The following is a 25,313-nucleotide window of genomic DNA, read 5'->3' as shown; positions in this document are numbered from 1 at the left end:
GTGCCCGACGCCCGGCTCGTACACCCGCAGCTACACCGTCACGTCCACGTGCTCGGCGGCGGTCACGCTCTTCGAAGCCTCGGCGTCCTCGACCGGCTGCGCGGCGGTGCGCGACGCGGCGAACGCCATGATGAACGACCAGGGCGGCATTCCGCCGACGTTCGTCACCGCCCCCGTCGGGGACAGGTGATACCCGGTGAGCCCGGAGATCGCCGCGCGATCACCCGGTGTCAGCTGACTCAGCACCTGCTGCGACCCTGGCAGCCCACCTTTCGGCGGCGGTGCGACCGGCTCGACGGCCGGCGTGTTCGTCGTCTTGTTCTGCACTGCGGCGTGCGTGCCCGACGACAACTGTCGAATCTCCATGTGGTGCCTCCCGAAGCGTCCGTGCTCCACGCTGATCCTCCCGTACATCACAGCATTTGCGCAGGTGAACGGGCAGCCCGTAGACCGCAGCGACAAGTCCGGCCGATCGGATGACGCGGGTCCCACGCGTCCGTCCGGCCTCGCGCTCCCCTGTCGTAGACAGGGGTTTTCAAATGTGCCGTCAGGCACATCGTCCAAGGCGTCCTAGGATGCTAGGATTAGAGTGTGGAACCGCTGGTGGCACCAGACGAGACGACGACCATGCACACACTCCGGCGACACCGCCCCGACCTGGCCGACGCCTACGTCGCGGCGCTTCCCGCGGCCCGCGCCGGCGTCATGCGCCGCCTGTGGGGGGCCCTGTGGCGGGAGCGCCTGGTCGCCGCGGAGCGTCTCGGTTCGCCGCCCCCGCTGATGCACGGGCCGGTGCCCGCCGAAGTGGTCGCCGACGGCCAGGGGTTCACCCATCCCGCCCGGCTGATCGAGTCGCTGCGCCCCGCGGGGGACACCGACCGGCTGGTCCGGGAGCTGGACAACAGCGTGGCCAACCTCGCCCTGGGCCTCGCCGCCGGCTCTGCCGGCTCTGCCACGGCGCGCGACGACGATCTTCCCTCGGTCGAGCAGTCCGTCGTCGACGGGCATCCGCTGCATCCGTGCTGCCGCACCAGGATCGGGATGAGCACCGCCGACGTCCTGGCGTATGCGCCGGAGCACCGTCCGACGGTCCGGCTCCGCATCGTCGAGGTCCCCGCCGGCAGGTGGCGCACCGGCGGGGCGCCGAGGCCGCCGCTGCTGCCCGTGCACCCGTGGCAGCTCGAGCGGGCCCTGGCCACCGGGCTCGTCCGCGACACAGGACACGACCTGCCGGCCCGGCCGCTCATGTCGCTGCGCACCCTGGCCCCGTTCGACACCCCCGGCGAGCACCTCAAGACCGCCGTCGAGGTGCAGATGACCAGCGCCGTGCGGACCCTCTCCGCGGCCGCCGTCCACAACGGGCCGCTGGCCTCCGACCTCGTCGCCACCCTCGCCGCCCGCACCACCGGCCTGCGTGTCCTGCGCGAGACCACCGCCGCGACCGTCCTGGACGACCACGGCGACCCGCAACGCGCCCTCGGCGCCGTCTGGCGGCAGGCACCACCACCCGGCGCGGTCGTGCTGCCGCTCGCCGTCCTGCCGCACCGCCCCGACCTGCTCACCCCCACCTTCTTCGGCCACCTCGTCCGGCTGCTGCTGCCACCACTGTTCGACCTGCTCCGCGACGGCGTCGCCCTCGAGGCCCACGGGCAGAACACGCTCGTCGAGCTCCGCGACGGCCGGCCGGCCACGATCTGGTATCGCGACCTCGGCGGCATGCACGTCCACGCCCGCCGCCTCGTCCACGCCGGCGTCGAACCACCGCCGCTGATCGGCGCCCTGCCCACCGACGACGAGGACGAGCTCCGCACGAAACTGTTCGCCGCCGCCCTGTCCACCGTCCTGACCGAGCTCGTCCACTCCCTCGCCGTGCACCACGGCGACCGGCACGCGGGGGCGGCGTGGGACGTCGTGGCCCAGACCGTCCGCGCCACGGTCACCGACACCGACGACCGCAAGGCCTGCCTCGCCGACACCTGGCCCCTGAAGGCCACCACCGCCATGCGCCTCGCCGACGACCCCCTCCAGGACCTGTGGTGCCACATCCCCAACCCCGTGCGCTGACACCCGACTCGCCGACGCCGCCGACCTCGAAGAACTGCCGGCGCCACCGCATCTCGCCGTTGCGGGGCAACGAGCTGCCAACGCCCCGAACGGCTGCGTGACTCGAACCGCTGCGTGACCCAGTCGCCAGCAGTTCGGGACTCCGGCGGGTAAGGGCGGCGGCGAGTGCAAACCCGACCGGTTCGCCCTGCCGGTCCAGCACGCCGGCAGCCGCGGAGAGGGCCCGCGCCGCGGTTTTCCACCTTGCCCGCGCAACGCCTTCTCCGCTGCGCGCCCGGGACCGCCACGACCTGGTCGCCTGGATGCGCACCCACGACACTGTCCCGCAACAGGGTGGACCGCGCCCACGTCTACGCCCGCTTCTCCGTGCGGATGACGCACCGGGCCGCCCTGCCCCCTCACGCCGACGGACGCACGCCGTGCTCGGGACCATCGTCCACAGCTGACAACCACCGGCGAGCAGCCGGGTGCCGGCGGCTTCCTCCTCCGCTGCGGCGCATCCGGGAGGTGTTGCGGGAGCGGCAGGGTGATCATCGCCACCGCGGAACGGCAGCAACTCTCCCCTTACGGAAGGGTAGGGTCGGTGGGCGGGAGTCGGAGAGCGTGCCCTGTCCGCGACGACACCGGAATCGATGGCGTGTCCCGCCGCGATGCGGCGGGTATCCGCGCGCCACCGTGCGCGCATTTTGAGAGGAATACGCGTAATGCCGGAAATCGCTGTGCGGCGCGGGTCGCGGCCGGACTGGCTCTCCTCGCCGAAGGTGCTGCGCACCGAGGTGCTGGCCGGCCTGGTCGTCGCCCTGGCGCTGATCCCCGAGGCGATCTCGTTCTCCATCCTGGCCGGCGTCGACCCGAAGATCGGCCTGTTCGCGTCCTTCACGATGGCCGTCACCATCGCGATCTGCGGTGGCCGGCCGGCGATGATCTCCGCGGCGACCGGCGCCATCGCCCTCGTCGTCGCACCCCTGGCCAAGAACCACGGCCTGGACCACCTGGTCGCCGCGGTGATTCTCGGCGGGCTGCTGCAGGTCGCACTCGCCCTGATGGGCGTGGCGAAGCTGATGCGGTTCATCCCGCGCAGCGTGATGGTCGGCTTCGTCAACGCCCTGGCCATCCTGATCTTCACCGCCCAGCTGCCGCACCTGATCGACGTCCCCTGGCTGGTCTACCCGCTCGTCGGGGTCGCCCTGGCGATCATGTTCGTGCTGCCACGCCTCACCACCGCCGTGCCGGCGCCGCTGGTCGCGATCGTGCTGCTGACCGCGTTCGTGCTGATCGCGCACGTCACCGTGCCCAATGTCGGCGACGAGGGCACCCTGCCCGACAGCCTGCCCGTCTTCGGCATTCCCGACGTGCCGTTCACCCTCGACACCCTGCGGCTGATCGCACCGTACGCGCTCGGTATCGCTCTGGTCGGCCTGATGGAATCGCTGATGACCGCCAAGCTGGTCGACGACGTCACCGACACCCGCTCCGACAAGACCCGCGAATCCTGGGGTCAGGGCGTCGCGAACATCGTCACCGGCTTCTTCGGCGGCATGGGCGGCTGCGCCATGATCGGCCAGACGATGATCAACGTGAAGGCGTCCGGTGCCCGCACCCGCCTGTCGACCTTCCTCGCCGGGGTGTTTCTGCTGATCCTGGTCGTCGCCCTCGGCGACGTGGTCGCGCTGATCCCGATGGCCGCCCTGGTCGCCGTCATGATCATCGTGTCGGTCGGCACCTTCGACTGGCACAGCATCGCCCCGGCCACCCTCAAGCGCATGCCCGCCGGCGAGATCATCGTCATGCTGGTCACCGTGGCCGGCACTCTGAGCACCCACAACCTCGCCGTCGGCGTCGTGCTCGGCGTCCTCGCGGCCATGGTGATCTTCGCCCGCCGGGTCGCCCACTTCACCGAGGTCGCCCCGGAGACCACCAGCGGCGGCGGCACGAGGACCTACCACGTACGCGGCGAGCTGTTCTTCGCCTCCAGCAACGACCTGGTCCACCAGTTCGACTACGCGAACGACCCCGACCGCGTCGTGGTCGACATGAGCGGCGCCCACATCTGGGACGCCTCCTCCGTCGCCGCCCTGGATGCCATCACCACCAAGTACGCCGCCCGCGGCAAGCAGGTGGAGATCGTCGGCCTGAACGAGGCCAGCGCCAGCTTCCACGAGAACCTCGCCGGCAAGCTGGGCGCCGGCCACTGAACCGCGGCGGGCACACTGTGGGAATGGCGGGACGGCACATGCAGATCGGCGAGGCCGCCGAACGGGTGGGACTGAGCATCCGCACCATCCGTCACTATGAGGAAGCCGGCCTCGTCGTGCCGTCGGCGCGCAGCGAAGGCCGGTTTCGGCTGTACACCGAAACCGACCTCGACCGGCTGCGCGTCATCAAGCGGATGAAGCCGCTCGGCTTCACCCTCGACGAGATGCGCGACCTGCTCACCGTCCTCGATGCCCTCAGCGACCCGGCCGCCGGCAGCGACGACCGGGCCGCCCTGCGGGAACGCCTTGCCATGTTCCACACCGCCGCCGAGGACCGGGTCCAGGCGCTGCGCGAGCAACTCGCCATGGCTGAGGGCTTCGCCGAGCAGATGAAGGAGCAGATCCACCGCCACGGCGCCGGACGAAGGTGACGCCCCGCGTTCCTGCGGTTTGCCCAGAGTTGATTGTCCGGGACGGCGCAGCCGACCGGACAACGGCGGGCGAACGCACCATCGGGAGAGCCGCGGCGGGCCACGCCGCGCGTCTCACGAAAAGGACCACCATGCAACGACGCACCCGAACGCTCGCCGCGCTGCCGCGCATCGCCGTGATCATGTCGTTGCTCGCCGGTTGCACCGGTGCGCCGCCGGCCAGGACGCAGGCCGCTGGACGGAGCTCCACATCAACGTCACCCGCTGCGGACCGTACGTGCCGGTGGCTGCCCGGGCCGGCCGGCAGCGAGGCGATCGTCAAGGACGTCGGCACACCCCCGGCCCCGGTCCCCGCCGGCGCCGTCGCGACCATGACCATGACCACCAACCTCGGCGTCATCGAGATCACCATGGACGCCAAGGCCGCACCGTGCGCGGTGGCGAGCTTCGCGTACCTCGCCGGCAAGCGGTTCTTCGACGGCACCTCCTGCCACCGCCTCACCACGGGCGGGGTGTCCGTCCTGCAGTGCGGCGACCCGTCCGGCACGGGCAGGGGCGGTCCCGCATACCGGTACGTGGAGGAGAACCTCGGCCCCAAGGCCGGCTACCTCCGCGACACGGTCGCCGTGGCCCGCACCACGGACCCGGCCACCAGCGGCAGCCAGTTCTTCATCAACTACGCCGACAACCCGCAGATCCCCGCGGACTACACCCTGCTCGGGATCGTCGCCAAAGGCATGGACATCGTCGACAAGGTCGCCGCGGGCGGCCTCACCCCCGGCTACGGCCCCAACGACGGCACCCCGAAGATCAGCGTCGTCCTGCAACAGGTCACCTTCGCCTACAACTGACACCCCCGCCGGCGACCGCTGCACGGTCCGCGCGCGACCTGCATCCTGGGGTGACGGAGCGGGCCGTGGCACGGTTGCCGAGGGGTTGCAGATCGGACTGGTCACCCAGTCACGCGCCACGGCTGTGTCCGGCGAGGAGGTGCTCAGCGCGAACCGGAGCCTCGCCGAAGCACGGGCCGAACACGTCGCCGGCCGGATCCCGGAAGCGTTCGTCGACCGGTGCCGCACTGCAGAGCGCGCATTCGCCACCGCCGCCCGAGCCGAGCTGGGCGGCACGCCCATGGAATGGGCCGGCCTGCCCATCGGCGGCACCGACCTGCCTTGACCGGAAGCGCGCTCAAGCCGGGCACGGTCCCCCGGCGTCCTGCTTAAGGTGGGCGGTATGGGGTTGCGGCCGGTGCAGGTGAATCTGAAGGCCCGGGACGACGTGGCGGTGGGCCGGTTCTGGGCGGCGGCGCTCGGCTGGGTCGCCTCCACCGGCGGGCACGGCGCGACCAGCGCCGCGCCCGCGGGGTTCGTCTGGACGGACGCCGACGCGCCCGTCGTCGTGGACGTCATCGCCGTCCCGGACCCCGCGACGGTCCGCTGCCGCGCGCACCTCGAGCTCGCCACGACGTCCAGGGCTCACCAGGCGGGACTGGTCGAGCGGCTGCGCGACCTCGGCGCGACACCCGCCGAGGGGCCGGGCACGGTCCTGGCCGACCCTGAGGGCAACGTGTTCTGCGTCGCGGAGCCGGACGAGCGCCACCACGACACCGGGCCGATCGCCGCGGTGGTCGTCGACTGCGGCGACCCGCGGGCCATGGCGCGGTTCTGGGGCGAGGCACTGGACTGGACCGTGCGGGAGGCCACCGACGACCACGCCCTGCTGCGCGCCGCGGGAGGGCCGTGTCTGCGGTTCGTGCGCCACCCGCACCTGGCGCAGACCCGGCACCGGGCGCATCTGGACGTGGTCCCGTACCGCGGCGGCGACCAGACGACCGAGGTCGCGCGGCTGCGGGGGCTCGGCGCGACACCCGCGGACGTCGGGCAGGGCGGCGACGTGTCGTGGACCGTCCTGGCCGACGTCGAGGGCAACGCGTTCTGCGTCCTCGCCCCCGGGGCCTGACGCGCCGGGGGCGGGGAACGGCAGCGGTCAGACCCTGCCGAAGATGGCGGTGAGGAGGACCTCGTTGATGTCGAACGCGGTCTTCGACGTGTACAGGGTGCCGCCGCTGACGCGGGAGATCTCCTGCAGCGACGCGAAGTCGGCGTCGTTGCCGTAGCCGACGGTCACGATCGGGACCTTCTTGTCGCTCGTGGCGTTCGCCTCCAGCTTGGGACGCAGCTGGTCCAGGGTGAGGCCGCCGGTCGGGTCGTCGTTCTTGCCGTCGGTCATCAGGACGACGAGGTTCGTGGCGCCCGGTTTGTACGCGTCGACGACGGCCTGCTGGGCGGCGGCCGCCGTGTCGTACAGGCCGGTGTCGCCGACGGGAGCGAGCTTGTCGATGGCGGTCACCAGCTGGTCTCGGCGGGGCTTGCCGTTGAGCTGGTCGGCGACCCGGCCGATCGGGATGAGCTGCTTGTAGTCCTGCTGGCCGTTCTGCCGGGTGGAGAACACCCACAGGCCCGCGTCGACGTCACCGTCGAAGAGCTGGACGGCCTCCCGGGCGGCGTCCTTGGCCAGCTGCATGCGGTTGCGGCCGGTGCCGGGGACCGGCTCGGCCATGGAGCCGGAGATGTCCAGGACGAGCAGAACGTTGGTGGGGCGGGTCAGGGCCGTCCACGAGTCCATCGACTGTTTCACCGACTCGGGCAGCAGCACCGCCCGCGGCACGGTCTTGATCTTCGCGCTGAACGCGGTGTTGCCGGTGAGGGCGGCGCCCGCGTCGCGGTTCGGGTCGCGGAACCCCGCGTCGAGGAACGCCTTGCGGCCCTCGGCGCCGCGCAGGTACGCCAGGAAGCTCCGCGCGACGTCCTGCTTGTCCTTCTCGGCCCAGGGCGCGTCGAGGATGAGGTACGGGTTGTCGGCGTCGGCGCTGCCGTTGGACGGGTACACCGCGACGAGCGGCACCTTCGGGTTCGTCTTGTTGTAGGCCAGGACGTCCTGCTCGAGGGCGGGGAACGCCGAGATGTACTGCAGCGCCGCGTTCTGGTCCTGCTTGTCGGCCTTGCCGAGGTCGGTGAGCAGCTGCGCGGTGGTGTCGGTGTAGACGGCGCGTTCCTGCTTGAGCTTGGCGAGGGTGGCCTGCTCGTCGGCGGTGACCTCGCCGTCGTCGTTGCCGTCGAGGATCGCCATGAGGGCGAGCAGGCCGGCGGTCGACTGCAGCGGGTCGCTCATCCCGAACTTGAACTTGCCCCACTCGGCCTTGCCGTACTTCGCCCAGCCCTGCGGGTCGGCGGCGACCTTGTTGATGACGTCCTGCCAGGACAGCTCGCCGCCGGGCCAGCCGAGCGCCTCCGCCATCGGCTTCGGCATCGCGAGGACCGACGGGGTGCGGGCCAGCATCGGCTGCAGGTCCGGCATCATCCGCTCGGCGATCGCCGCGGTCGACGCCCGGCGCACCCAGGCGGTGGAGTCCGGCACCCACACGTCGGGCGGTGAGCCGGCCTTCGTGTCCCAGTCGGTGCCGAGGGCCTGCGCCATCGACGCGGTCTCCTGGCCGGTGACGTCGACGCGGGCGCAACGCCCCGCGACGGTCGGGTCGCTGTCGGTCCACGACTTGGCGAGGGACTGCAGCAGCGGGGCGGTGCTCGGCGACGCGACGACCTTCGCGGTGATCGTGCCGTCACAGGACGCCGCGACGAGCCGCGTGACACCGTAGGCGGCGCCGCCGGCGACGAGCACGGCGACGACCGCGCCGATGATCAACGACAGCCGCCGTGATCTGCGCTGAGCTGGGCTCTTGCGGTGTGACCGCACGTCCGCCCTGTCGGCCTGGTAGGCCATGGGTGTGCCTCCGGGGGTGGGAAGTCGGCACAGTTTAGGCCCTCGTCAACGATCGTTCACTCCGGCCCGAAGTAGCCTGTGACGTGTGACGATCCGACCCATCCGCGTGCTCGGCGACCCAGTCCTGCGCACCCCCTGCGAGACCGTGACCACGTTCGATGCCGAGCTGCGGGCGCTGGTCCGCGACCTGCTGGACACCGTGACCGGCGAGCCGGGCCGGGCCGGCGTCGCCGCGCCGCAGATCGGGGTCGGGCTGCGGGTGTTCTCCTACGCGGCGAACAAGCAGGTCGGCTACCTGATCAACCCGACGATCACGGCCGTGGACGGGCTGCAGGACGGCGAGGAGGGCTGCCTGTCCATCCCGGGCCTGTGGTTCGCCACACCGCGGGCGATGCACGCGACCGCGGAGGGCGTCGACGAGCACGGCGAGCCGGTCACGGTGTCCGGCAGCGGCCTGCTCGCCCGGGCGTTGCAGCACGAGACGGACCACCTCGACGGCACCCTCTACGTCGACACGCTCAAGGGCGACACCCGCCGTCAGGCGCTGCGCGCGGTCAGGTCACAGTTCACACGATCATGAACTGCGGGTGGGCGTGCCGCAGGAAGTCGTGGTGCGCCACCTCCCACCCGTACGCTCCGGTGTTCGCGAAGACCAGCACGTCGCCGGCCCGCACCGACGCGACCGCCGCGTCACGGGCGAGGACGTCCCGCGGGTTGCACTGCTCCCCGGCGACGTCGACCGTCGCGCCGGCGACACCCGGCCGGTCGAACGGGTAGGGCCACGCGTCGACGGGCAGGACCGTGAACGGGTGGCTGTAACCCCACGACGCGGGCAGCCGGAAGTGGTGGGTGCCGCCGCGAACGACGACGAACCAGCGGCCGTGGGTCCGCTTCACGTCGATGACCTCGGTGCCGTACCAGCCCGCGGCCGCCGCCACGAACCGGCCCGGCTCCACCACGAGCGTCGCCCCGGCCAGGTCGAGGCCCCGCAGGCCGGCGGCGAACACGTCCAGGTCGAAGCGGCCGTCGCCGGCGATGTCGACCCCGAACCCGCCGCCGGCGTTGATGATCGGCGCCGGCACGTCCCAGCGCGCCGCCGCGCGCAGACCCCACCCGACGGCGTCGCGGACGAACGCGGCGTGCGCGGCCGCGTCGAGATTGTTGGACACGGCGTGCAGGTGGAACCCGACGACGTCCGCGCCGCCCGCCGCCGTCAGGCCGAACGCCGCCGGCAGCAGCGACTCGTCGAGTCCGAACGCGGTCGGGACACCCGCCATCGCGTGCGTCCCCGGCAGCGCCGGGTGGGTCCGGTTGACCCGCAGGCAGACCTTCGCCCGCCCGTACATCATGAGCCGCCGCAACTCGTGCAGGCTCTCGACATTCACGACGGCCCCCGCGGCCACCGCGGCGCGCAGGTCCGCGTCGGTCTTCGCCGGACCGCTGAACAGGACGAACGGCTCACCGGCCACCGCTGCCAGCTCGCCGCCCGACGCCACCTCGAAGCCGTCCACATGGCCGCGCAACGCGTCGAGCACCCGGTCGTCGCCGTTGGCCTTCATCGCGTACGCGACCTTCGCGCCCGGCGGCAGCGCCGCCCGTAACGCATCGACGTTCGCCCGCAGCGTCCGGCGGTCGTACACGTACACACAGACGGGACGATCCGCGGCGGTTATGGCGGCCGCCACGTGAGGGGGAACCACCATCCGACTCCACTCCATGCACCGGTAGGCTTGCCGGCGATGCAGCTCGACTCCTCTGACCCGATCGCCCTGTGGCAGTACGCGGAACGGTATCTCGGTGTCGGGACCCGCACCTACAGCCCCTACGCCGGCGACCTCGACATCGACGACGTCTATCATCCGCAGCTCGGCGCGCCGTCGTTCCAGCTGCCGACGTTCCAGGTCCCGGGGGCGGTCCACGTCACCGCGTCGGCCGTCGATTCGCCGTTGCCGCCACTGTACGAGGGTCTGCTGCCCGTCCACCCGAACGCGCTGGACGCCCCGGACCTCATCGGCCGGTCGGTCCTGTCGTCCTGCGCGCCCGGTCCCGAGCTCACCGTGGTCCCGTCCGCGAACGCCCGCACGGTCTTCGTCACCGCGATCGACGGCACCCCGGTCGAGCCGCACTTCGTGAAGCTGCACTACCCGCGGCGCCTGTCCCGCTTCACCCGCCGGCTGCGCCGCCCCGTCATCGAGCTGCAGCTGTGGGTGTCCGACGAGCTCGTCCGCGTCGGCGCCCCGGTCCTGCCGGAGGTCGGCGGCGGCTGGTTCGGCGACTCCGCCGAGGACGCCTGGGGCTTCCTGCTGCGCGCCGCCCGGCCCCTCGCCCCGGCCCCGTCGTGGACGGTGCCGCTGTTCGCCCTGTACGGCCGCGACCTGCACCACCCGTCGGACCCGACGCTGCTGGAGCAGCTCGTCGCCGCGTTCGACGAGGACCCGGCGACCTTCGTCACGGACCGGATCATCGTGCCGATGGTCCGCCTGTGGGCGTCCGTGGCCCGCGGCACCGGCTGCCCCCTGGAGACCCACGGGCAGAACACGCTCTTCGCGTTCGACGTCGCCCGCCGCGAGACCCGCATCCTCTACCGCGACTGCGCCATCTACGTCGACGCCGCGCTGCGCGCCCGACTCGGCCTGACCGGCGCCCTGCCCCCGACGAACGTCATCCCCCGCGACGTGCCGATGGCCGCCGACGAGGTGTTCAGCCTGACCTACGACAGCTTCATGGGCCACCACGCCCTGTCCTACGTCGCGGCGCTCGCCGCCGACCGGTTCGGCGTGCCCCCGGCGACCCTGCACGCCGCGGCCAGGGCCGCGTTCACCGCCCAGGACCTCCTGCCGGACACCGTCTTCTACTACGACAACGTCCTGTACGAAAACGGCGACTGGAAACTCGTCGACACCGGCCAGACCCCCGACTGGCGTTGAGGGCGGGTCGGAGCTCCACGCCCGCTCGGACGTGGCGTGGAAGCGCAGATCGATGTAGAGGTTGCGGCTGACGCAGACCAGCTTCGCGTCGTCGCCGAGGTCGGCGATGACGTCGCCGACGAACCCTGCACTGTTGCCGAAGTCCGCGCCCTCGTCGTTGTACCGCTCCACGACGCTGTCGACGGTGACGAAACGCCGTCCCGGCCGGACCTGAGATGTGCAGCCCGGTGCTGCGGGCGCTTCCTGCGAGGTCGTCGGGCCAGGCTCGTCAGGCGGACAGGGCGGCCTTGATGGGGGCGGTCTTGGCGGCCGCCTCCGCCACCTCGGCGGCCGGGTCGCTGTCCCAGACGATGCCGCCGCCGGCCCACACGTGGGCGAGGCCGCCGGCGACCGCGACCGTGCGGATGGTCAGGCCCAGGTCGAGGTGGAGGCGGCCGTCCGGGGTGTGGCCGATCCAGCCGGCGGCGCCCATGCTCGGGCCGCGGCCGACCGGTTCCAGGGCACTGACGACGTCGATGGCGGCCAGCTTCGGGGCGCCCGTCACCGAGCCGCCCGGCCAGACCGCGGCGAGGAGCTCCCGCAGGCCGACGCCGGGGGCCAGGTCGGCGCTGACCGTGGACTCGGCCTGCCAGAGGCGGGACCAGCGGCGGATCGCGAACAGTTCGTCGACGCGGACGGTGCCGGTGCGGGCGACACGGCCCAGGTCGTTGCGTTCCAGGTCGACGATCATGACGTGTTCGGCGCGTTCCTTCGCGGAGGCGAGGAGCTCCGCGCGGCCCTGGCCGGTGGCGGGGCGGGTGCCTTTGATCGGGCGGGTCACGGCGCGGCCGGCGGACACCTCGACGAGGGTCTCCGGGGAGGCGCAGGCCACCCACCAGGAGTCGCCGGACAGCACTCCCCCGTAGCGGGCGCCGGGCAGGGCGGCGACCCGGGCCAGGGCGGCACGGGGGTCGCCGGTGAACGGGGCACTGGCGTGGCCGACGACGTTGGCCTGGTAGACGTCGCCCCGGGCGATCGCGGCGCGGACCGACTCGACGGCGGCGGCGTGTGCCGCGGTGGTCCAGCTCGGGGTCCACAACCCAACCCGCGGGGCGGACCCGGGCGCCCCCGGAGGTGCGGCGGAGCGGCCGCCAGGTCGTACACCTGCGGACGGCGAATGCGCGTAGACGACGGCGACGAGGTCGGGCACGGACGGGGCCGGTGACGCGACCATCGACGGCGGTGCCAGAAGGATCGCCGCGCCACACACCGGGTCCGTCACCGCGTGTGATCGGGACAGATCGGAGACGGGAAGTCCGGCATCGATCAGGAACGCCGAAAGGATGGCGAGCGGGTCACCCCCATCGCGGGAATGCCACTCGATGCGGGAACGCTCCCATAGATGTGGTCTGCACGCTGGAGCCGACCCGGGAGGGTGAAGATCCACCGACCCGGGCCGGCACCCGACGACCGGTCCTAATGTGCTCATACGAATGGCGGATTATCTCCAAGTTGTGCCGTGACGCGTTCGGAAACGTGTCGTTGGCCGTAGTAGCGTGCATCACTGGTCATGTGAACAACCACACAGGCCCCAACGGAACCCTTCAATCGGAGAACCCCGATGCTCTGCCAGCACCAACCACCCTGTCCCTCAGCCGCCGATCTCGACCACGAAGCCGCCAGGATCCTGGCCGCGCACCCCGAGCAGGGGTGGAGCCTCCTGTGCAACGGAGTGATCGTCTTCGAGGACACCGGCGAGCTTCTCCCGGACTGCAGCGTGATCGAGCCGCACCGCGGCCCGGCCAGGCACGTCCTCGTCAACGCGGCCTGACCGGTCACGCTCCGTATTCAGTTACTCCTCAAAGGCGGACGCCGGCGGGCACGAGCAGACCAGGTTCCGGTCGCCGTAGCTGTCGTCGATCCGCCGCACCGGCGGCCAGTACTTCGCCACCGTCACCCCGGCCGGGTAGGCCGCCACCGAGCGCGGGTAGGCGTGCGACCACTCGTCGGCGGTGACCACCGCGGCGGTGTGCGGGGCGTTGCCGAGCGGGTTGTCCCCGGCCGGCCATGCACCGGACGCCACGCGGTCGATCTCCTCACGGATCGCGATCATCGCGTCACAGAAACGGTCGAGCTCGGCGAGGTCCTCGCTCTCCGTCGGCTCGACCATCAGCGTCCCCGACACCGGGAACGACATGGTCGGCGCGTGGAAGCCGTAGTCGATCAGCCGCTTCGCGACGTCCGCGACGCTGACCCCGGTCGCCTTCGTGATCGCCCGCAGATCGAGGATGCACTCGTGCGCGACGAGGCCCTCGCTGCCGCTGTACAGCACGGGATAGTGCCCCCGCAGCCGCGCCGCCACGTAGTTCGCCGCCAGGACGGCCGTCGCGGTCGCCTTCGCCAGGCCGTCGGGGCCCATCAGCCGCAGGTAGGCCCACGGGATCGGCAGGATCCCCGCCGAGCCCCACGGCGCCGCCGACACCGGCCCGACCGGGGCGCTGCCGGCCAGGATCGGGTGTGACGGCAGGAACTGCGCCAGGTGGGCGCGGACCGCGACCGGGCCGACGCCGGGGCCGCCACCGCCGTGCGGGATGCAGAAGGTCTTGTGCAGGTTCAGGTGCGACACGTCCGCCCCGAACTGGCCCGGCTTCGCGTAGCCGAGCAGGGCGTTGAGGTTCGCGCCGTCGACGTACACCTGGCCGCCGGCCTCGTGGACCTTGGCGCACAGGTCGGAGATGCCGGTCTCGTACACGCCGTGCGTCGACGGATACGTCACCATGATCGCGGCGAGCCGGTCCCGGTGCAGCTCGATCTTCGCCTCGAGGTCGCCGAGGTCGACGTTGCCCAGCTCGTCGCAGGCCACGACCGCGACCCGCATGCCCGCCATGACGGCGCTGGCGGCGTTCGTCCCGTGGGCGCTGGACGGGATCAGGCACATGTCGCGCTGCGTGTCGCCCCGCGAGTGGTGGTAGGCGCGGATCGCGAGCAGACCCGCCAGCTCACCCTGCGACCCCGCGTTCGGCTGCAGCGACACGGCGTCGTAGCCGGTCACCTCCGCCAGCCACCGCTCCAGGTCGCCGATCAGCTGCCGGTACCCCTGGGTCTGCGCCGCCGGCGCGAACGGGTGCACGTTGGCGAACTCGGGCCAGGTGATCGGCTCCATCTCGGCCGTCGCGTTGAGCTTCATCGTGCACGAGCCGAGCGGGATCATGCCCCGGTCCAGGGCGTAGTCCATGTCGGAGAGGCGCTTGAGATACCGCAGCATCGCCGTCTCCGACCGGTGCGAGCTGAACACCGGGTGGCTCAGGTAGTCACCGGCCCGCCGCAGCCGCGCGGGGACCGCGTCCGCGGTGTCCAGCGCCGTGACGTCGACGTGCTCCAGCCCGAACGCGGTGAGGACGTCACGCAGGTGGCCGAACGTGGTCGTCTCGTCGCACGCGATCCCGACCCGGTCGTCGTCCACGTGCCGCAGGTTGATCCCGCGCTCCGCGGCCTTCTGCGTGATCTCCCGCGCCCGGCCCGGCACCACCGCCGTCACGGTGTCGAAGAACGCCTCGTGCTCAGTCGTGACACCGCCCGCGCGCAGGCCCGCGGCGAGCCGGACCGCCATGTCGTGGGTCCGCGACGCGATCTCCCGCAGCCCGTCCGGGCCGTGGTACACCGCGTACATGCTGGCCGTCACGGCGAGGAGCACCTGCGCGGTGCAGATGTTGCTGGTCGCCTTCTCCCGGCGGATGTGCTGCTCACGGGTCTGCAGGGCCAGCCGATACGCCGGGGCGCCGTCCGCGTCCTTCGACACGCCGACGAGCCGGCCCGGCAGGGTGCGCTCCAGGCCCTTGCGAACCGACATGTAGCCGGCGTGCGGCCCGCCGAAGCCCATCGGCACCCCGAACCGCTGCGCGCTGCCGACGGCGACGTCCGCACCGACCGCGCCGGGCTCACGCAGCAGGCACAGGGCCAGCAGGTCCGCGGCGAAGGTGACGATCGCGCCCTTCTCGTGCGCCGCCGCCGTCAGCGCCTCGAGGTCACGCACGGCGCCGGAGGCACCCGGGTACTGCAGGTGCAGGCCGAAGAACTCCTCCGGCAGCCGGTCCTCGTCGACGTCGACGGTCAGCACGGTGATGTTCAGCGGCTCGGCGCGGGTCCGGATGACGGCGAGGGTCTGCGGGAGGACGTCCTTGTCGACGACGTACACGTCGGCCTTGACCTTCGACGAGCGCCTCGCCAGGGTCATCGCCTCGGCCGCGGCGGTCGCCTCGTCGAGCAGCGACGCGCCCGCGACGGGCAGGCCCGTCAGGTCGGTGATCACCGTCTGGAAGTTCAGCAGCGCCTCGAGACGCCCCTGGCTGATCTCCGGCTGGTACGGCGTGTACGCCGTGTACCACGACGGGTCCTCCAGCACGTTGCGCACGATGACCGGCGGCGTGTGCGTGCCGTAGTAGCCGAGGCCGATCATGCTGACCAGGGTCCGGTTGGCCGCCGCGAGAGCGCGCAGCTCCCCCAGCACCTCGGCCTCGGACGCCGCCAGCGGAAGATCGAGCGGCTGGTGCCAGCGGATCGAGCCGGGGATCGCGGCGGTCATCAGCGCCTCGACGGACTCATATCCGACGGTCTTGAGCATCTCGGACTGATCGTCCGGCGACGGCCCGATGTGCCGGCTGGCGAAACTGGTCATTGGCCACACTCTTTCGGATCCGGGGTCGGGGGTGCGCGTCCCTCCCCCTCTGTCGTGTGGCCTCCAGAGGTGCCAACCCGTCGCGGTCCTTCTGCCTGAGAGGTTCCGGGGAGGATTTGCCCCTTCGGCGTCGCCTTACGTTCAGACGATCTCTCCCGCGCGGGTATTGCCGGCGTTGCCTAATCTACCGGTTCTTCGACTATGGTCACGCGCCCGTGGTCCACACCACACGCGCCAGGGCGTCCTAGGAAGCTAGGTCCATGACTCAGGGGCGGCAGCGGGCGGAGTTCGGATCCACCATCAGCAGGGAGCTGTCCACGGCCTCGAAGTCCTTGCCGGACAGGGACTTCAACGCGTTCAGCTGGTCGTTGCTCCACTTGTCGTCCTGGGTCCCCGAGAAGAACCACGGCGAGCCGTTGTCGGCCAGGATCGCGCCGTACTGCTTGAGCGCCTGCGCCACCGTCCGGGCCTGGGGAGGGAACTTGGAGATGTCGACGGACGCCTTCAGGCGGAAGCGGGCCCCCATCGGCGGCAGCGCGGCGTCGCCGGACGAGGACGCCGCGTGGCGGGCGGGCCAGATGTAGGCGTTCTTCGTGCGCGGCGCCGTGAAGCGGATCGCGTGGCCGATCTTCCCCGCGCCGGCCTCGTCGGCGCGGGCCAGCCCGGCGAGGATCGACAGGCCCGCCGCGTCGGCGGAGGTCCAGCCGGCCTTGCGCAGGTCGTTGCGGCGCAGGTCGTAGACGGCGCCGGAGCCCGCCTTCCAGGAGCCGTCCGCGTTGGGGTGCGCGTCGAAGAGCTCGTAGGACTTGCACGCGGCCGTGTCGTGGACGATGACGTGCCGGTCGCCGTCGGCGTTCGCGCCGCCCTCGATGCGGGCGCTGCGCGGGATCGGGTAGGGACCTTTGTCGCTCTCGTCGGCGTAGTCGAAGCCGACCTTCACGCCGGCCTGCCCGGCGCCGACGGTCGTGATCGGGATGCCGAACGGCGCGCCGTCGATCAGGCCCGCGCCGAAGTCGGGGTGCGCCTTCGCCGACGCCCCGATGCTCGCCACCCACGCCGCCGAGTCCCGGTGCACCGGCAGCTTCGACACGTCGGCCCGCCACACGTTGTCGGCGGGGAAGACCGTGCACGGGCCCTTCGCCGAGGCGGACGGGCTCACGGACCCCAGCCCCCCGGCGCCGTCGGGCGCGGCCGTCTGCGACACCTCGGACGCGGCCGCCGCGGGCGCCGCCTTGGGCTCCTTCGACGAGCCGCACCCGGCCACGCTCACGGCACACACGACGACGACAGCGAGCGCGGCACTGCGCTTCAACGAATCTCCTCGGGTCGGGGCCCTCGATCCTCACGGACCAGTCGGCACCCTACCCGGACGGCCTGTCCGACGCCCGCGGTCACCGGCCAGGGGTGGCTGGTGTCGGGGTGGGGCGGGAGGCGGGGTCGCCGTCCGTCGCCGGGCCGGCGGCGAGGAGTGCGGCCACGGCCGCGCCGGCGAGGGCGGTGCCCGCCGCGGTGAGCACGGCGGCCGCGACGGTGCCGACCGGGGCGGCCAGGGCGCGCACGCTGCGGACGTTGCGGACCCGGTCCCACGAGTAGCCGGCCGCCCGGGTCAGCCAGCGCTCCCACAGCAGGCTCAGCACGCCGGCGAACATGACCAGCTGGCCCGTCCGGATCAGCACCGCGAAGAGCAGCTCGCGGCCGGACACCGGGGACAGCACCGACGACGCCCCGCCGGACCGGGCGGACAGGTCGAAGATCGGGAGCAGCTCGACACCCAGCAGGGCGACCGCGAACGCGGCGGCCTTCGTCACCGGGGCGGTGCCGCGCAGCAGCGGGTACAGGAAGCCGAACATGAGCGCGTACACGAACCAGCGCGCGGTGTGTGCCGCGATCTCGGCCAGCTCGGCGAGGGTGCGCGCGCGCATCGCCGACGCGCCGGCGTCCGGGGCGAGCAGCGCGAACGTCTCGTAGCCGACGAGCAGCACCGCGACCGGCGTGGCGTAGGCGACGGCCCGCACGGCGTTCGGCCACGGCGCGGCGCCACCGCCGGTGGACAGGGCGTCGGCGGTGGTGATGCCCTGTCCGGACGGCGCGGGGAGCCGGGCGGCGTGGTCGAGGTCCCGCTGCGCGACGTCGTACGCGGCCAGCCCCACCTCCTGGCCGGCGAGTCTGGCGCGGGCCTTGCGGTACAGGTCGTGCGCGCTCGCCTCGGCCAGCCGTCGCCGGGTCTCCTGCCCGACGAGCTCGCGGTGGCGCTCGGCGTCGACGCCGGCCAGCCGGACCGCCTTCGCCCGCCGGTCGACCGGCACCAGCCAGCGCCAGGCGAGCACCAGCCAGCCCACCGCGACGAGGTGCAGCCAGCCGAACGGGAACGGGTCGGTCGCCACGACCAGCACCACGAACAGCCGTGACGGGGGTGTTCGCCGGGCCGAGCGCCACGAACCGGCCCAGGTCCGCGCCGGTGACCTCGCGGAACGCCAGGAGCTCCAGCAGCGGGTCGCTCGCCGGCACCCGCAGCTCGTAGGAGACGGCGACGCTCAGCCGCTCGGCCGTGCCGCTGATCACCACGTCCATCGCCAGGTCGCGGTTCGGCTGGGCCGGGTCGAGCGCCCAGCCGGGCACGCTGGCCCCGTCCACGGCAGGCGCGGACCGGAACTGGACCAACGGCTCGGCGTCGGCCAGGGTCAGCAGCCCCAGGAAGCCGAGCAGTGACAGGCCGAGGGCGAGCACCACGAGCTTCGGGTTCGGCGGGCGCATCACGCGAATCTATGCGTGCCGCGCCCCGGCGGACATCGATCTTCCGGGTTACCCCGCGCGCGGTTCGAGCGTGCCGGGGGTGGTCAACGGGCGACGGCCAGGTCGTACGAGGAGGGGGTGACGTCGGGGAAGATGTTGGTCAGCGAGCCGACGCCGCAGCGGCGCTGGAGGAGCTCGCCGATGACCGAGCGGTAGTCGGTGGTCGAGGCGAGGTCGCCGGCCGTCAGCTTCGCCGGGGCGAGGCCGGGCCAGACGCCGTGGACGCGGCCGCCGCGGACGTTGCCGCCGAGCAGGAGCATGGCGTTGCCGTTGCCGTGGTCGACGCCGCGGGAGCCGTTCTCCGCGACGCGGCGGCCGAACTCGCTGAGCGTGACCAGGGTGACGCGTTTGAAGGCGTCGCCGAGGTCGGCGGCGAACGCTTCCAGGGCCAGGGCGAGCTCGGTCAGGTGGTCGTGCATCCGCTGGCCCTTGGCGGGTCCGCCGAGGCCCTCGTGCATGTCCCAGTCGCCGAAGTCGACGGTCGCCGCCATCAGGCCGACGTTCGACTTCACCAGGCGGGCCACGTCGCACAGGGCCTTGCCGAGGGCGGTCGCCGGGTAGGTGGCCGCCGGCGTGTACTTGCCCAGCGTGGCGACCGTGCCGAGGGTGGCGTTGACGGCGCGGGCCGGGTCGGCCATGACCGCCGGGGCGCCGTCGAAGAGTTTGGCGATCGTCGCGGCCATCGGGGTCTTCGCGTCGTTGCCGGACAGGGCGAACCCGTCGACGGACGACATCGACACGTCCGGGGACGGCCCGGCGAACGCCCGCGCCGGTGAGGTGGCGCCCATGGCGACACCGGCGGTCGGCGAGACCGCGCCGGCGACGCCCAGCATCCGGTCCAGCCAGCCCGTGCGCACGGAGGTGCCGGCGGCGGCGCGCTCCATCTCCTCCATCGCCTGGAAGTGGGAGCGGGACGGATTTGGCTGGCCGACGGCGTGCACGGCGCCGAACGTGCCGGCGTTCCAGCGGGCCAGCAGCGGCGCGAACGCCGGGTGCAGGCCGAACATCCCGTCCCCGGCGATCACCGACGCCTTCGGCACCGCGATGCCCGGCCGGGCGGCGTAGTAGTCGGGGTCACCGATCGGGACGACGGCGGACAGCCCGTCGAACCCTCCACGCAACGACAGCACGACGATGGTGTCGCCGGTGTACGGGGTGCCGGCGAACGCCAGCCGGGTGGCGAGGCCCTCCCCGACCAGGCCGGTGAGCGCGGCGCCCGCGCCGATGACGGCGGCACGGCCCAGCAGTCCGCGGCGGGACAGACCTTCGCCGGACTCGGCGGAGCAGCAAGCGTTCAACACAGTCACCTGGCCAGGAAGTAGGGCGAGTCGAGGATGAGGGCGATGAGGTGCGGCAGCCTGCCGGTCACGGCGGGGTCCTTCGCCTTCAGGGGACTTGTCGGCGTCTTGCCGAGGAAACTGAGCAGCGCGTCGCGGTGCGCCGGTTGCAGCGTGGTGCCGACCAGCCGGGTCGACAGCGCGTCGACGAACGCGCCGTGCGTCGGCGGCAGCGCCGGCACCAGCGACGCGAGCATCGACGCGGGCCGGACCAGCTGCTTCGGGTACCACCCGGCGGCCAGGTTCAGGTGCGCGTTCCAGCGGATGAGCAGCCCGGACGGCGCGGTCCAGGCGGCGGCGACGTCCGGGTACCCGTTCGGCGGCGCCCACCGCATCGGCGCATGACCGGCGGCGACGAGGTAGTTGTACAGGGCGCGGACGCCCTCGGTGCCGGCCGCCTCCGGCTGCAGGCCCAGGACGCGGACCGTGCCGATGAGGTCCTCGAACGGGGTGCGGACCTTCGCACCCACCGACGCGGCGAACTCCGGCGACGTGAACAGCGCCCGCAGGACCGGGGCGATCGCGGACTTCTGCTGCACGTACACCTGCTGCAGGCGCTGGACGAGCGCGGCCGGTGGATCGTCGGAGACGAACCGGACGCAGAGCTTGCGGGCGACGCGCTCGGCGGTCGCGGGATGCTGGGCGAGCATCTCGATGAAGGCGAGCGCGGCCGCCTCGCCACCACCGGCGGTGGCGTTGTCGTGACGCCAGCCGAGGATGGTGACGGCGCCGGTCGCGTGCTGCGTGGCGTCGAACTTGTACAGGCCGGTGCTCTTGTCGACGGTGAGGCCGGTGAGCAGGCGCGCGGCGTCCTTCACGTCCGCCTCGGTGTAGATGAGGCCGACGGTGTGCAGCTCCATGAGCTCACGGGCGTAGTTCTCGTTCGGCTTCGCCTTCGTGGAGCTGCGGTTGTCCAGGTACGACAGCATCGCCGGGGAGGTGGCGCTCGCCTTGAGCAGGTCGGCGAACCGGCCGAGCGCGTGCGTGCGGATCAGCGCGTCGTACGAGCCGCGGCTGTCCCACACGTCGCTGGACGGGCAGGTGACGTTGAGGTGGTTCGACCACACGTCGACCATGACCTCGAGCAGCTGCCGCTTGCTCCACGCGGCCCGGGCGACGGCGGCGGAGCCGAGCTCCTGCATCGCGTCCCAGCCGCCGTTCTTCATGGCGCCGGCCTTCACCCTGGCCCGGACGGCGGTGATGTCGAGGCCGATCAGCGGGAACCGGGTGAGCAGCTTCGCGCACGCGGTGTCGTCGATGGTCGCCGGGGCCAGCTGCCGGTCCAGCCAGGCGGTGACGCCGAGCGAGCGCAGCTCGGCCTCCGCGGCCGGGGTCGGCCCGTAGGTGGCGCGGCGCAGCAGGTGCAGGACCGGGTCCTGAGGGGTGAAGACGGTCACGGGTCGAACGTCGACACGGCGGCGGCCGGTCTGACGGAGGTGCCCGCCAAGCTCCTGCCCGGCAACCGCACCGCACCGCCGCGCCCTTCGGTCCGGCCTTCTGTCCGGCCTTCTGTCCGGCCTTCTGTCCGGCCTTCTATCCGGCCTTCTATCCGGCCTTCTATCCGGCCTTCTATCCGGCCTTCTATCCGGCCTTCTATCCGGCCGCTGTACGGACGGCGGCGACGAACGCGGCGATCGACGGGTGCGCGCCGGTGCCGGCCCGGTAGGCGAACCTGGTCCGCCGTCTGGTGCCGAGCGGGGTGAGGACGACACCGTCGACGACCCCCTGGTGCAGGATCGGGCGCAGCGCCAGGGACGGGACGACCGCGACGCCCTGACCGGCGGCGACGAGGGTCAGGACGGTGACGAAGTCGTCGGCGTGGTGGCGGGCGCGGGGCAGGAACCCCGCGGCCTCGCACGCCCGGACCGTCATCGTGTGGCACAGCGTGCCGGGCCCGGCGAGGATCCACGGCTCGTCGCGGCACTCGCGCAGGTCGAGGGGGCGGGTCGCGGCGAGGTACATCGTCTCCTCGAGCAGCGGCGCGGTGTCCAGGGCCGGGTCGGGGGCGATGGGGACCAGGTCGTAGTCGTGGACGAGGGCGACGTCGAGCGTGCCGTCGCGGAGGCGGGCCGGGACGTGCGCCGGGTCGAGCTCGTCGACGGTGAGGTCGAGCGCCGGGTGCTCGCCGGCGAGGGCGACGAGCGCGCCGGGCAGCAGGGTCCGCATCGCCGTCGGGAACGCGCCGATGCGCAGCGGCCCGGACAGGCCGGTGCGGGTGGCGGCGAGCGCGGCGGTCGCGCGTTCGAGGGCGGCGAGGACGTCCTCGGCGTGCGCGGCGAGGACGGTGCCGGCGGCGGTGAGGGTGACGCCGCGGCCGGTGCGGGCGAGCAGCGCCGTGCCCGCCTCCCGTTCCAGGGCGGCGAGCTGCTGCGACACCGCGGACGGGGTGTAGTTGTGGGCGGCCGCGACGGCGGCGATGGTGCCCCGGTCGGCGAGGTCGCGCAGGAGGCGGAGCTTGCGGGCGTCGAGCATCAGTTCATCTTATGCTCGCGTGAACGAATGTGAACTGGACCTTCCGCTCGGCGGCCGCGACAGTGGTCGCATGGAGCTTTCGGGGATCTTCGTGCCGCTCGTGACGCCCTTCGCCCGCGACGGGTCGGTGGCGTTGGCCGCGCTGTCCGCGCTGGCCCGGCAGGTCCTCGACGAGGGCGCGGCAGGGCTGGTCGCCCTCGGCACGACCGGGGAGCCGGCGACGCTGACCGCGGCGGAGCAGGCCTCGGTGGTGTCGACGTGCCGGGAGGTCTGCGCGGCGTATCGGGTGCCGTTGCTGGTCGGGACGGGTGGCAGCGGCACGGCCGCGACGGTCGAGGCGGTGCGGCACGTCCGTGGGGACGCCGCGATGGTGGTCGTGCCGCCCTATACGCGGCCGGGCGCGGCGGGGGTCGCCGCGCACCTGGAGGCGGTCGCGGCCGCTTCGCCGGTGCCGGTGGTGGTCTATCACGTGCCGTATCGGACCGGGCAGGCCCTGGACGTCGGGTCGCTGCTGCGGATCGCTGCCTTGCCGAACGTGGTGGGGATGAAGCTGTCCGACGGGGCGGTCACCGGTGACACGGTGGCGCTGCTCGGGGCGCTGCCGAGCGGGTTCGCCGTGCTCGGCGGGGACGACACGGTGATCGGGCCGCTGCTCGCCGTCGGCGCGGCCGGCGGGATCCTCGCGTCGGCGCACGTGGCGACGGGCCGGTTCGTGGCACTCGCCGAGGCGTGGCGGGACGGCGACGTCGCGCGGGCCAGGGCGCTCGGTGCGGGACTCGCGGCGGTGTCGGCGGCGCTGTTCGCCGAGCCGAACCCGGCGGTCATCAAGGCCGTGCTGCACGCGACCGGGCGGATCCCGACCCCGGACGTGCGGCTGCCGCTGCTGCCCGCGTCGGGCGCGGCGCTCGACGCGGCGCTGAACACGATCGACACCGTCCACGACCCGGCAGGGGTGGGCCGTCCGGCCGGGTGACGGGACCGGCGGTCATCGATGCATCGTCACCGGCCGGTCACCCACAGACGCGGATGTCATGCATGCCCCACGTCAGCACATACCGGGCGGTTCGACCAGCTTGTCACGGTGGCACGTTCGGGGGATTCCACTCAACCCAACAGGCCGTACCGTCGATGATGTCACCAAGCGTTAGCAACTGAGGGGGAACTCCCATGAGCGACTTCGACACCGGCGCCGACTACGGCCACGTCGAGGCTGGCCAGGAGCACGAGTCGCTGGACCAGCTCCACCAGGTCGAGGGCAGCGAAAACGACTACAACTCGAACTTCGGCGTCTACGAGCAGGACCACGCCTCGGCCGAGTCGACCAGCTTCGACCAGGGTCACCACGTCGAATACAGCGACCCGAGCGGTGCGCACTACGAGGAGTCGAACTTCACCTCGTACGACCACAACGCGGCCGAGACCGATCACATCTTCGCCGCCGAGGGCTCGGAGTCCTCGCACGCGTCGGAGTTCGGCCAGCTCGACGCCCTCCAGCACCAGCTGGACACGCAGTTCGCGTCCGCCACGGAGCTGCACACCGACGGTGGCGGCCAGCTCGGCGTCGCGTCCAACTAGTTCTCCTCCGCACGTCACGACGGCGTCAGTCAGCCCCGCAGCTGACCGGCGCCGTCGTTGTCCGTGCGGCCGCTATGCGGGCGGCGCGCCGGCCTGGACGCGGGAGCGAAGGCGCCGCCGGGTTGCCGACACGTGGCGGTGCTTACAACCACCCGGCGCCGATTGGACCGCGCCGCCGTGCCGGACCGCGCCTAGCGTCGAGGGCATGGAAATCCTTCGGTACAGCGCGTTCACCACGAACCCCAAGGGCGGCAACCCGGCCGGGGTGGTGCTCGACGCCGCCGGGCTCGACGACCCAGCGATGCAGGCCATCGCCGCCGACGTCGGGTATTCCGAGACCGCGTTCCTCTTCCATGACGACGGCCGGATCAGGGTGCGGTACTTCAGTCCCCTCGCGGAGGTGCCGTTCTGCGGCCACGCCACGATCGCGACCGCCGCCGCGTACGCCGAACGGTTCGGGCTCGGGCCGCTGCGCTTCGAGTCACGCGTCGGCACGATCGAGGTCGAGACGCGCGTCGGCGTCGACGGGCTGACCGCGACGCTGCGCAGCGTCCCGCCGCACACCGAGCCGATCGACGCGGACACGCGGGCCGCGCTGCTGCGCGCGCTGCGCTGGGACGCCGAGGACCTCGACCCGGCGCTGCCGGTGCGGGTGGCGTACGCGGGGGCCCGGCACCCGGTCGTCGCCGCCGCCACCCGGGCCCGCCTCGCCGACCTCGACTACGACGTGCCGGCGCTGACCGCGCTGATGGCGCGGCACGACTGGACCACGGTCGACCTGGTGTGTCGGGAGTCGGCGACGGTGTTCCACGCCCGCAACCCGTTCCCGCCCGGCGGCGTCTACGAGGACCCGGCGACCGGTGCCGCGGCGGCCGCGTTCGGCGGGTACCTGCGCGAGCTCGGGCTCGTCGACGTGCCGGCGACGCTGCGCATCCACCAGGGCGACGACCTCGGCCGGCCCAGCCTCGTCACCGTCGAGCTGGACGCGGACCCGGGCCGGGGCGTCGCGGTCACCGGCACCGCCGTGCCGATCGGATAGCCGGCGAAAACCCGCCTGGAACGCGAGAAGCGTTGGCCGGTGCGCC

Annotated in this window: 22 protein-coding genes and 1 riboswitch; of the genes, 12 read left to right on the top strand and 10 right to left on the bottom strand. The window is 72.6% G+C overall.

The features are described 5' to 3' along the window. Positions 1–30: 30 nt before the first annotated feature. The gene (locus tag ACZ6TV_RS17300) at positions 31–366 is read right to left on the bottom strand and encodes a hypothetical protein (protein ID WP_465298172.1); all 336 of its coding nucleotides are present in this window, start codon (positions 364–366) and stop codon (positions 31–33) included. Between the two features lie 225 nt (positions 367–591). On the opposite strand from ACZ6TV_RS17300, the gene ACZ6TV_RS17295 reads away from it, so the two are divergent. The 6 genes from ACZ6TV_RS17295 to ACZ6TV_RS17270 all read left to right on the top strand — a co-directional run bounded on the left by ACZ6TV_RS17295 (position 592) and on the right by ACZ6TV_RS17270 (position 6,649). After that, positions 592–2,064, top strand: coding sequence for an IucA/IucC family protein (locus ACZ6TV_RS17295; protein WP_465298171.1), 1,473 nt, complete (start codon positions 592–594; stop codon positions 2,062–2,064). Between the two features lie 704 nt (positions 2,065–2,768). Further along, the gene (locus tag ACZ6TV_RS17290) at positions 2,769–4,259 is read left to right on the top strand and encodes a SulP family inorganic anion transporter (RefSeq protein WP_465298170.1); all 1,491 of its coding nucleotides are present in this window, start codon (positions 2,769–2,771) and stop codon (positions 4,257–4,259) included. Positions 4,260–4,297: 38 nt separating this feature from the next. Beyond that, entirely contained in the window at positions 4,298–4,690 is a 393-nt protein-coding gene (locus tag ACZ6TV_RS17285) for a MerR family transcriptional regulator (RefSeq protein ID WP_465298169.1), read from the top strand. A 131-nt stretch (positions 4,691–4,821) separates the two neighbouring features. Continuing rightward, on the top strand, positions 4,822–5,541 hold the full coding sequence (locus ACZ6TV_RS17280; RefSeq protein ID WP_465298168.1) for a peptidylprolyl isomerase: 720 nt from the start codon (positions 4,822–4,824) through the stop codon (positions 5,539–5,541). An 85-nt stretch (positions 5,542–5,626) separates the two neighbouring features. Next, positions 5,627–5,866 (top strand): hypothetical protein, encoded by a 240-nt coding sequence (locus ACZ6TV_RS17275; RefSeq protein ID WP_465298167.1) that lies wholly within the window; start codon positions 5,627–5,629, stop codon positions 5,864–5,866. Positions 5,867–5,923: 57 nt separating this feature from the next. Further along, on the top strand, positions 5,924–6,649 hold the full coding sequence (locus tag ACZ6TV_RS17270; protein WP_465298166.1) for a VOC family protein: 726 nt from the start codon (positions 5,924–5,926) through the stop codon (positions 6,647–6,649). A 27-nt stretch (positions 6,650–6,676) separates the two neighbouring features. Here the strand turns inward: ACZ6TV_RS17270 and ACZ6TV_RS17265 are convergent, their stop codons facing one another. Next, positions 6,677–8,470 carry a substrate-binding and VWA domain-containing protein gene (locus ACZ6TV_RS17265; protein WP_465298165.1) on the bottom strand — a complete coding sequence of 598 codons (1,794 nt, stop codon included), beginning with the start codon at positions 8,468–8,470 and terminating at the stop codon, positions 6,677–6,679. Between the two features lie 85 nt (positions 8,471–8,555). Between ACZ6TV_RS17265 and ACZ6TV_RS17260 the strand changes: the two genes are divergently transcribed. Beyond that, the gene (locus ACZ6TV_RS17260) at positions 8,556–9,050 is read left to right on the top strand and encodes a peptide deformylase (protein ID WP_465298164.1); all 495 of its coding nucleotides are present in this window, start codon (positions 8,556–8,558) and stop codon (positions 9,048–9,050) included. Here the strand turns inward: ACZ6TV_RS17260 and ACZ6TV_RS17255 are convergent. Continuing rightward, a complete protein-coding gene (locus ACZ6TV_RS17255) occupies positions 9,037–10,116 on the bottom strand; it encodes an alanine racemase (protein WP_465298163.1) in 1,080 nt (359 codons plus the stop codon). The two genes, ACZ6TV_RS17260 and ACZ6TV_RS17255, sit on opposite strands and share 14 nt — an antisense overlap. 93 nt (positions 10,117–10,209) lie before the next feature. On the opposite strand from ACZ6TV_RS17255, the gene ACZ6TV_RS17250 reads away from it, so the two are divergent. Next, the gene (locus ACZ6TV_RS17250) at positions 10,210–11,397 is read left to right on the top strand and encodes a ferric iron reductase (protein ID WP_465298162.1); all 1,188 of its coding nucleotides are present in this window, start codon (positions 10,210–10,212) and stop codon (positions 11,395–11,397) included. A gap of 268 nt (positions 11,398–11,665) precedes the next feature. Here the strand turns inward: ACZ6TV_RS17250 and ACZ6TV_RS17245 are convergent, their stop codons facing one another. Beyond that, a complete protein-coding gene (locus tag ACZ6TV_RS17245) occupies positions 11,666–12,865 on the bottom strand; it encodes a chorismate-binding protein (RefSeq protein WP_465298161.1) in 1,200 nt (399 codons plus the stop codon). A gap of 132 nt (positions 12,866–12,997) precedes the next feature. Between ACZ6TV_RS17245 and ACZ6TV_RS17240 the strand changes: the two genes are divergently transcribed. Beyond that, a complete protein-coding gene (locus ACZ6TV_RS17240; protein ID WP_465298160.1) occupies positions 12,998–13,207 on the top strand; it encodes a DUF5999 family protein in 210 nt (69 codons plus the stop codon). 21 nt (positions 13,208–13,228) lie between these two features. On the opposite strand, the gene gcvP is transcribed toward ACZ6TV_RS17240, so the two are convergent. The 6 genes from gcvP to ACZ6TV_RS17210 form a co-directional block, all read right to left on the bottom strand. Then, complete coding sequence (gene gcvP / locus ACZ6TV_RS17235) at positions 13,229–16,051, bottom strand: aminomethyl-transferring glycine dehydrogenase (RefSeq protein WP_465298159.1); 2,823 nt, start codon at positions 16,049–16,051, stop codon at positions 13,229–13,231. A 73-nt stretch (positions 16,052–16,124) separates the two neighbouring features. Further along, positions 16,125–16,219, bottom strand: a riboswitch (glycine riboswitch). Between the two features lie 97 nt (positions 16,220–16,316). Continuing rightward, positions 16,317–17,363 carry a hypothetical protein gene (locus ACZ6TV_RS17230; protein ID WP_465298158.1) on the bottom strand — a complete coding sequence of 349 codons (1,047 nt, stop codon included), beginning with the start codon at positions 17,361–17,363 and terminating at the stop codon, positions 16,317–16,319. Between the two features lie 79 nt (positions 17,364–17,442). Further along, positions 17,443–18,435, bottom strand: coding sequence for a hypothetical protein (locus ACZ6TV_RS17225; RefSeq protein ID WP_465298157.1), 993 nt, complete (start codon positions 18,433–18,435; stop codon positions 17,443–17,445). A 453-nt stretch (positions 18,436–18,888) separates the two neighbouring features. Further along, positions 18,889–20,151 (bottom strand): DUF1501 domain-containing protein, encoded by a 1,263-nt coding sequence (locus ACZ6TV_RS17220; protein ID WP_465298156.1) that lies wholly within the window; start codon positions 20,149–20,151, stop codon positions 18,889–18,891. Continuing rightward, positions 20,148–21,578, bottom strand: coding sequence for a DUF1800 domain-containing protein (locus ACZ6TV_RS17215; RefSeq protein WP_465298155.1), 1,431 nt, complete (start codon positions 21,576–21,578; stop codon positions 20,148–20,150). Before ACZ6TV_RS17215 ends, ACZ6TV_RS17220 begins: the two co-directional genes overlap by 4 nt. 196 nt (positions 21,579–21,774) lie before the next feature. Next, on the bottom strand, positions 21,775–22,653 hold the full coding sequence (locus ACZ6TV_RS17210) for a LysR family transcriptional regulator (RefSeq protein ID WP_465298154.1): 879 nt from the start codon (positions 22,651–22,653) through the stop codon (positions 21,775–21,777). Positions 22,654–22,723: 70 nt separating this feature from the next. On the opposite strand from ACZ6TV_RS17210, the gene ACZ6TV_RS17205 reads away from it, so the two are divergent. The 3 genes from ACZ6TV_RS17205 (at position 22,724) to ACZ6TV_RS17195 (ending at position 25,267) form a co-directional block, all read left to right on the top strand. Continuing rightward, complete coding sequence (locus ACZ6TV_RS17205; protein WP_465298153.1) at positions 22,724–23,626, top strand: dihydrodipicolinate synthase family protein; 903 nt, start codon at positions 22,724–22,726, stop codon at positions 23,624–23,626. Positions 23,627–23,820: 194 nt separating this feature from the next. Beyond that, positions 23,821–24,228: a hypothetical protein gene (locus ACZ6TV_RS17200; RefSeq protein WP_465298152.1), complete on the top strand. Its 408-nt coding sequence runs from the start codon at positions 23,821–23,823 to the stop codon at positions 24,226–24,228. A 205-nt stretch (positions 24,229–24,433) separates the two neighbouring features. Continuing rightward, complete coding sequence (locus ACZ6TV_RS17195) at positions 24,434–25,267, top strand: PhzF family phenazine biosynthesis protein (RefSeq protein WP_465298151.1); 834 nt, start codon at positions 24,434–24,436, stop codon at positions 25,265–25,267. Positions 25,268–25,313: the final 46 nt, after the last annotated feature.

The organism is Dactylosporangium sp. NPDC051087, from assembly GCF_055586325.1.
This window is presented reverse-complemented; position numbering and strand designations above follow the sequence as displayed.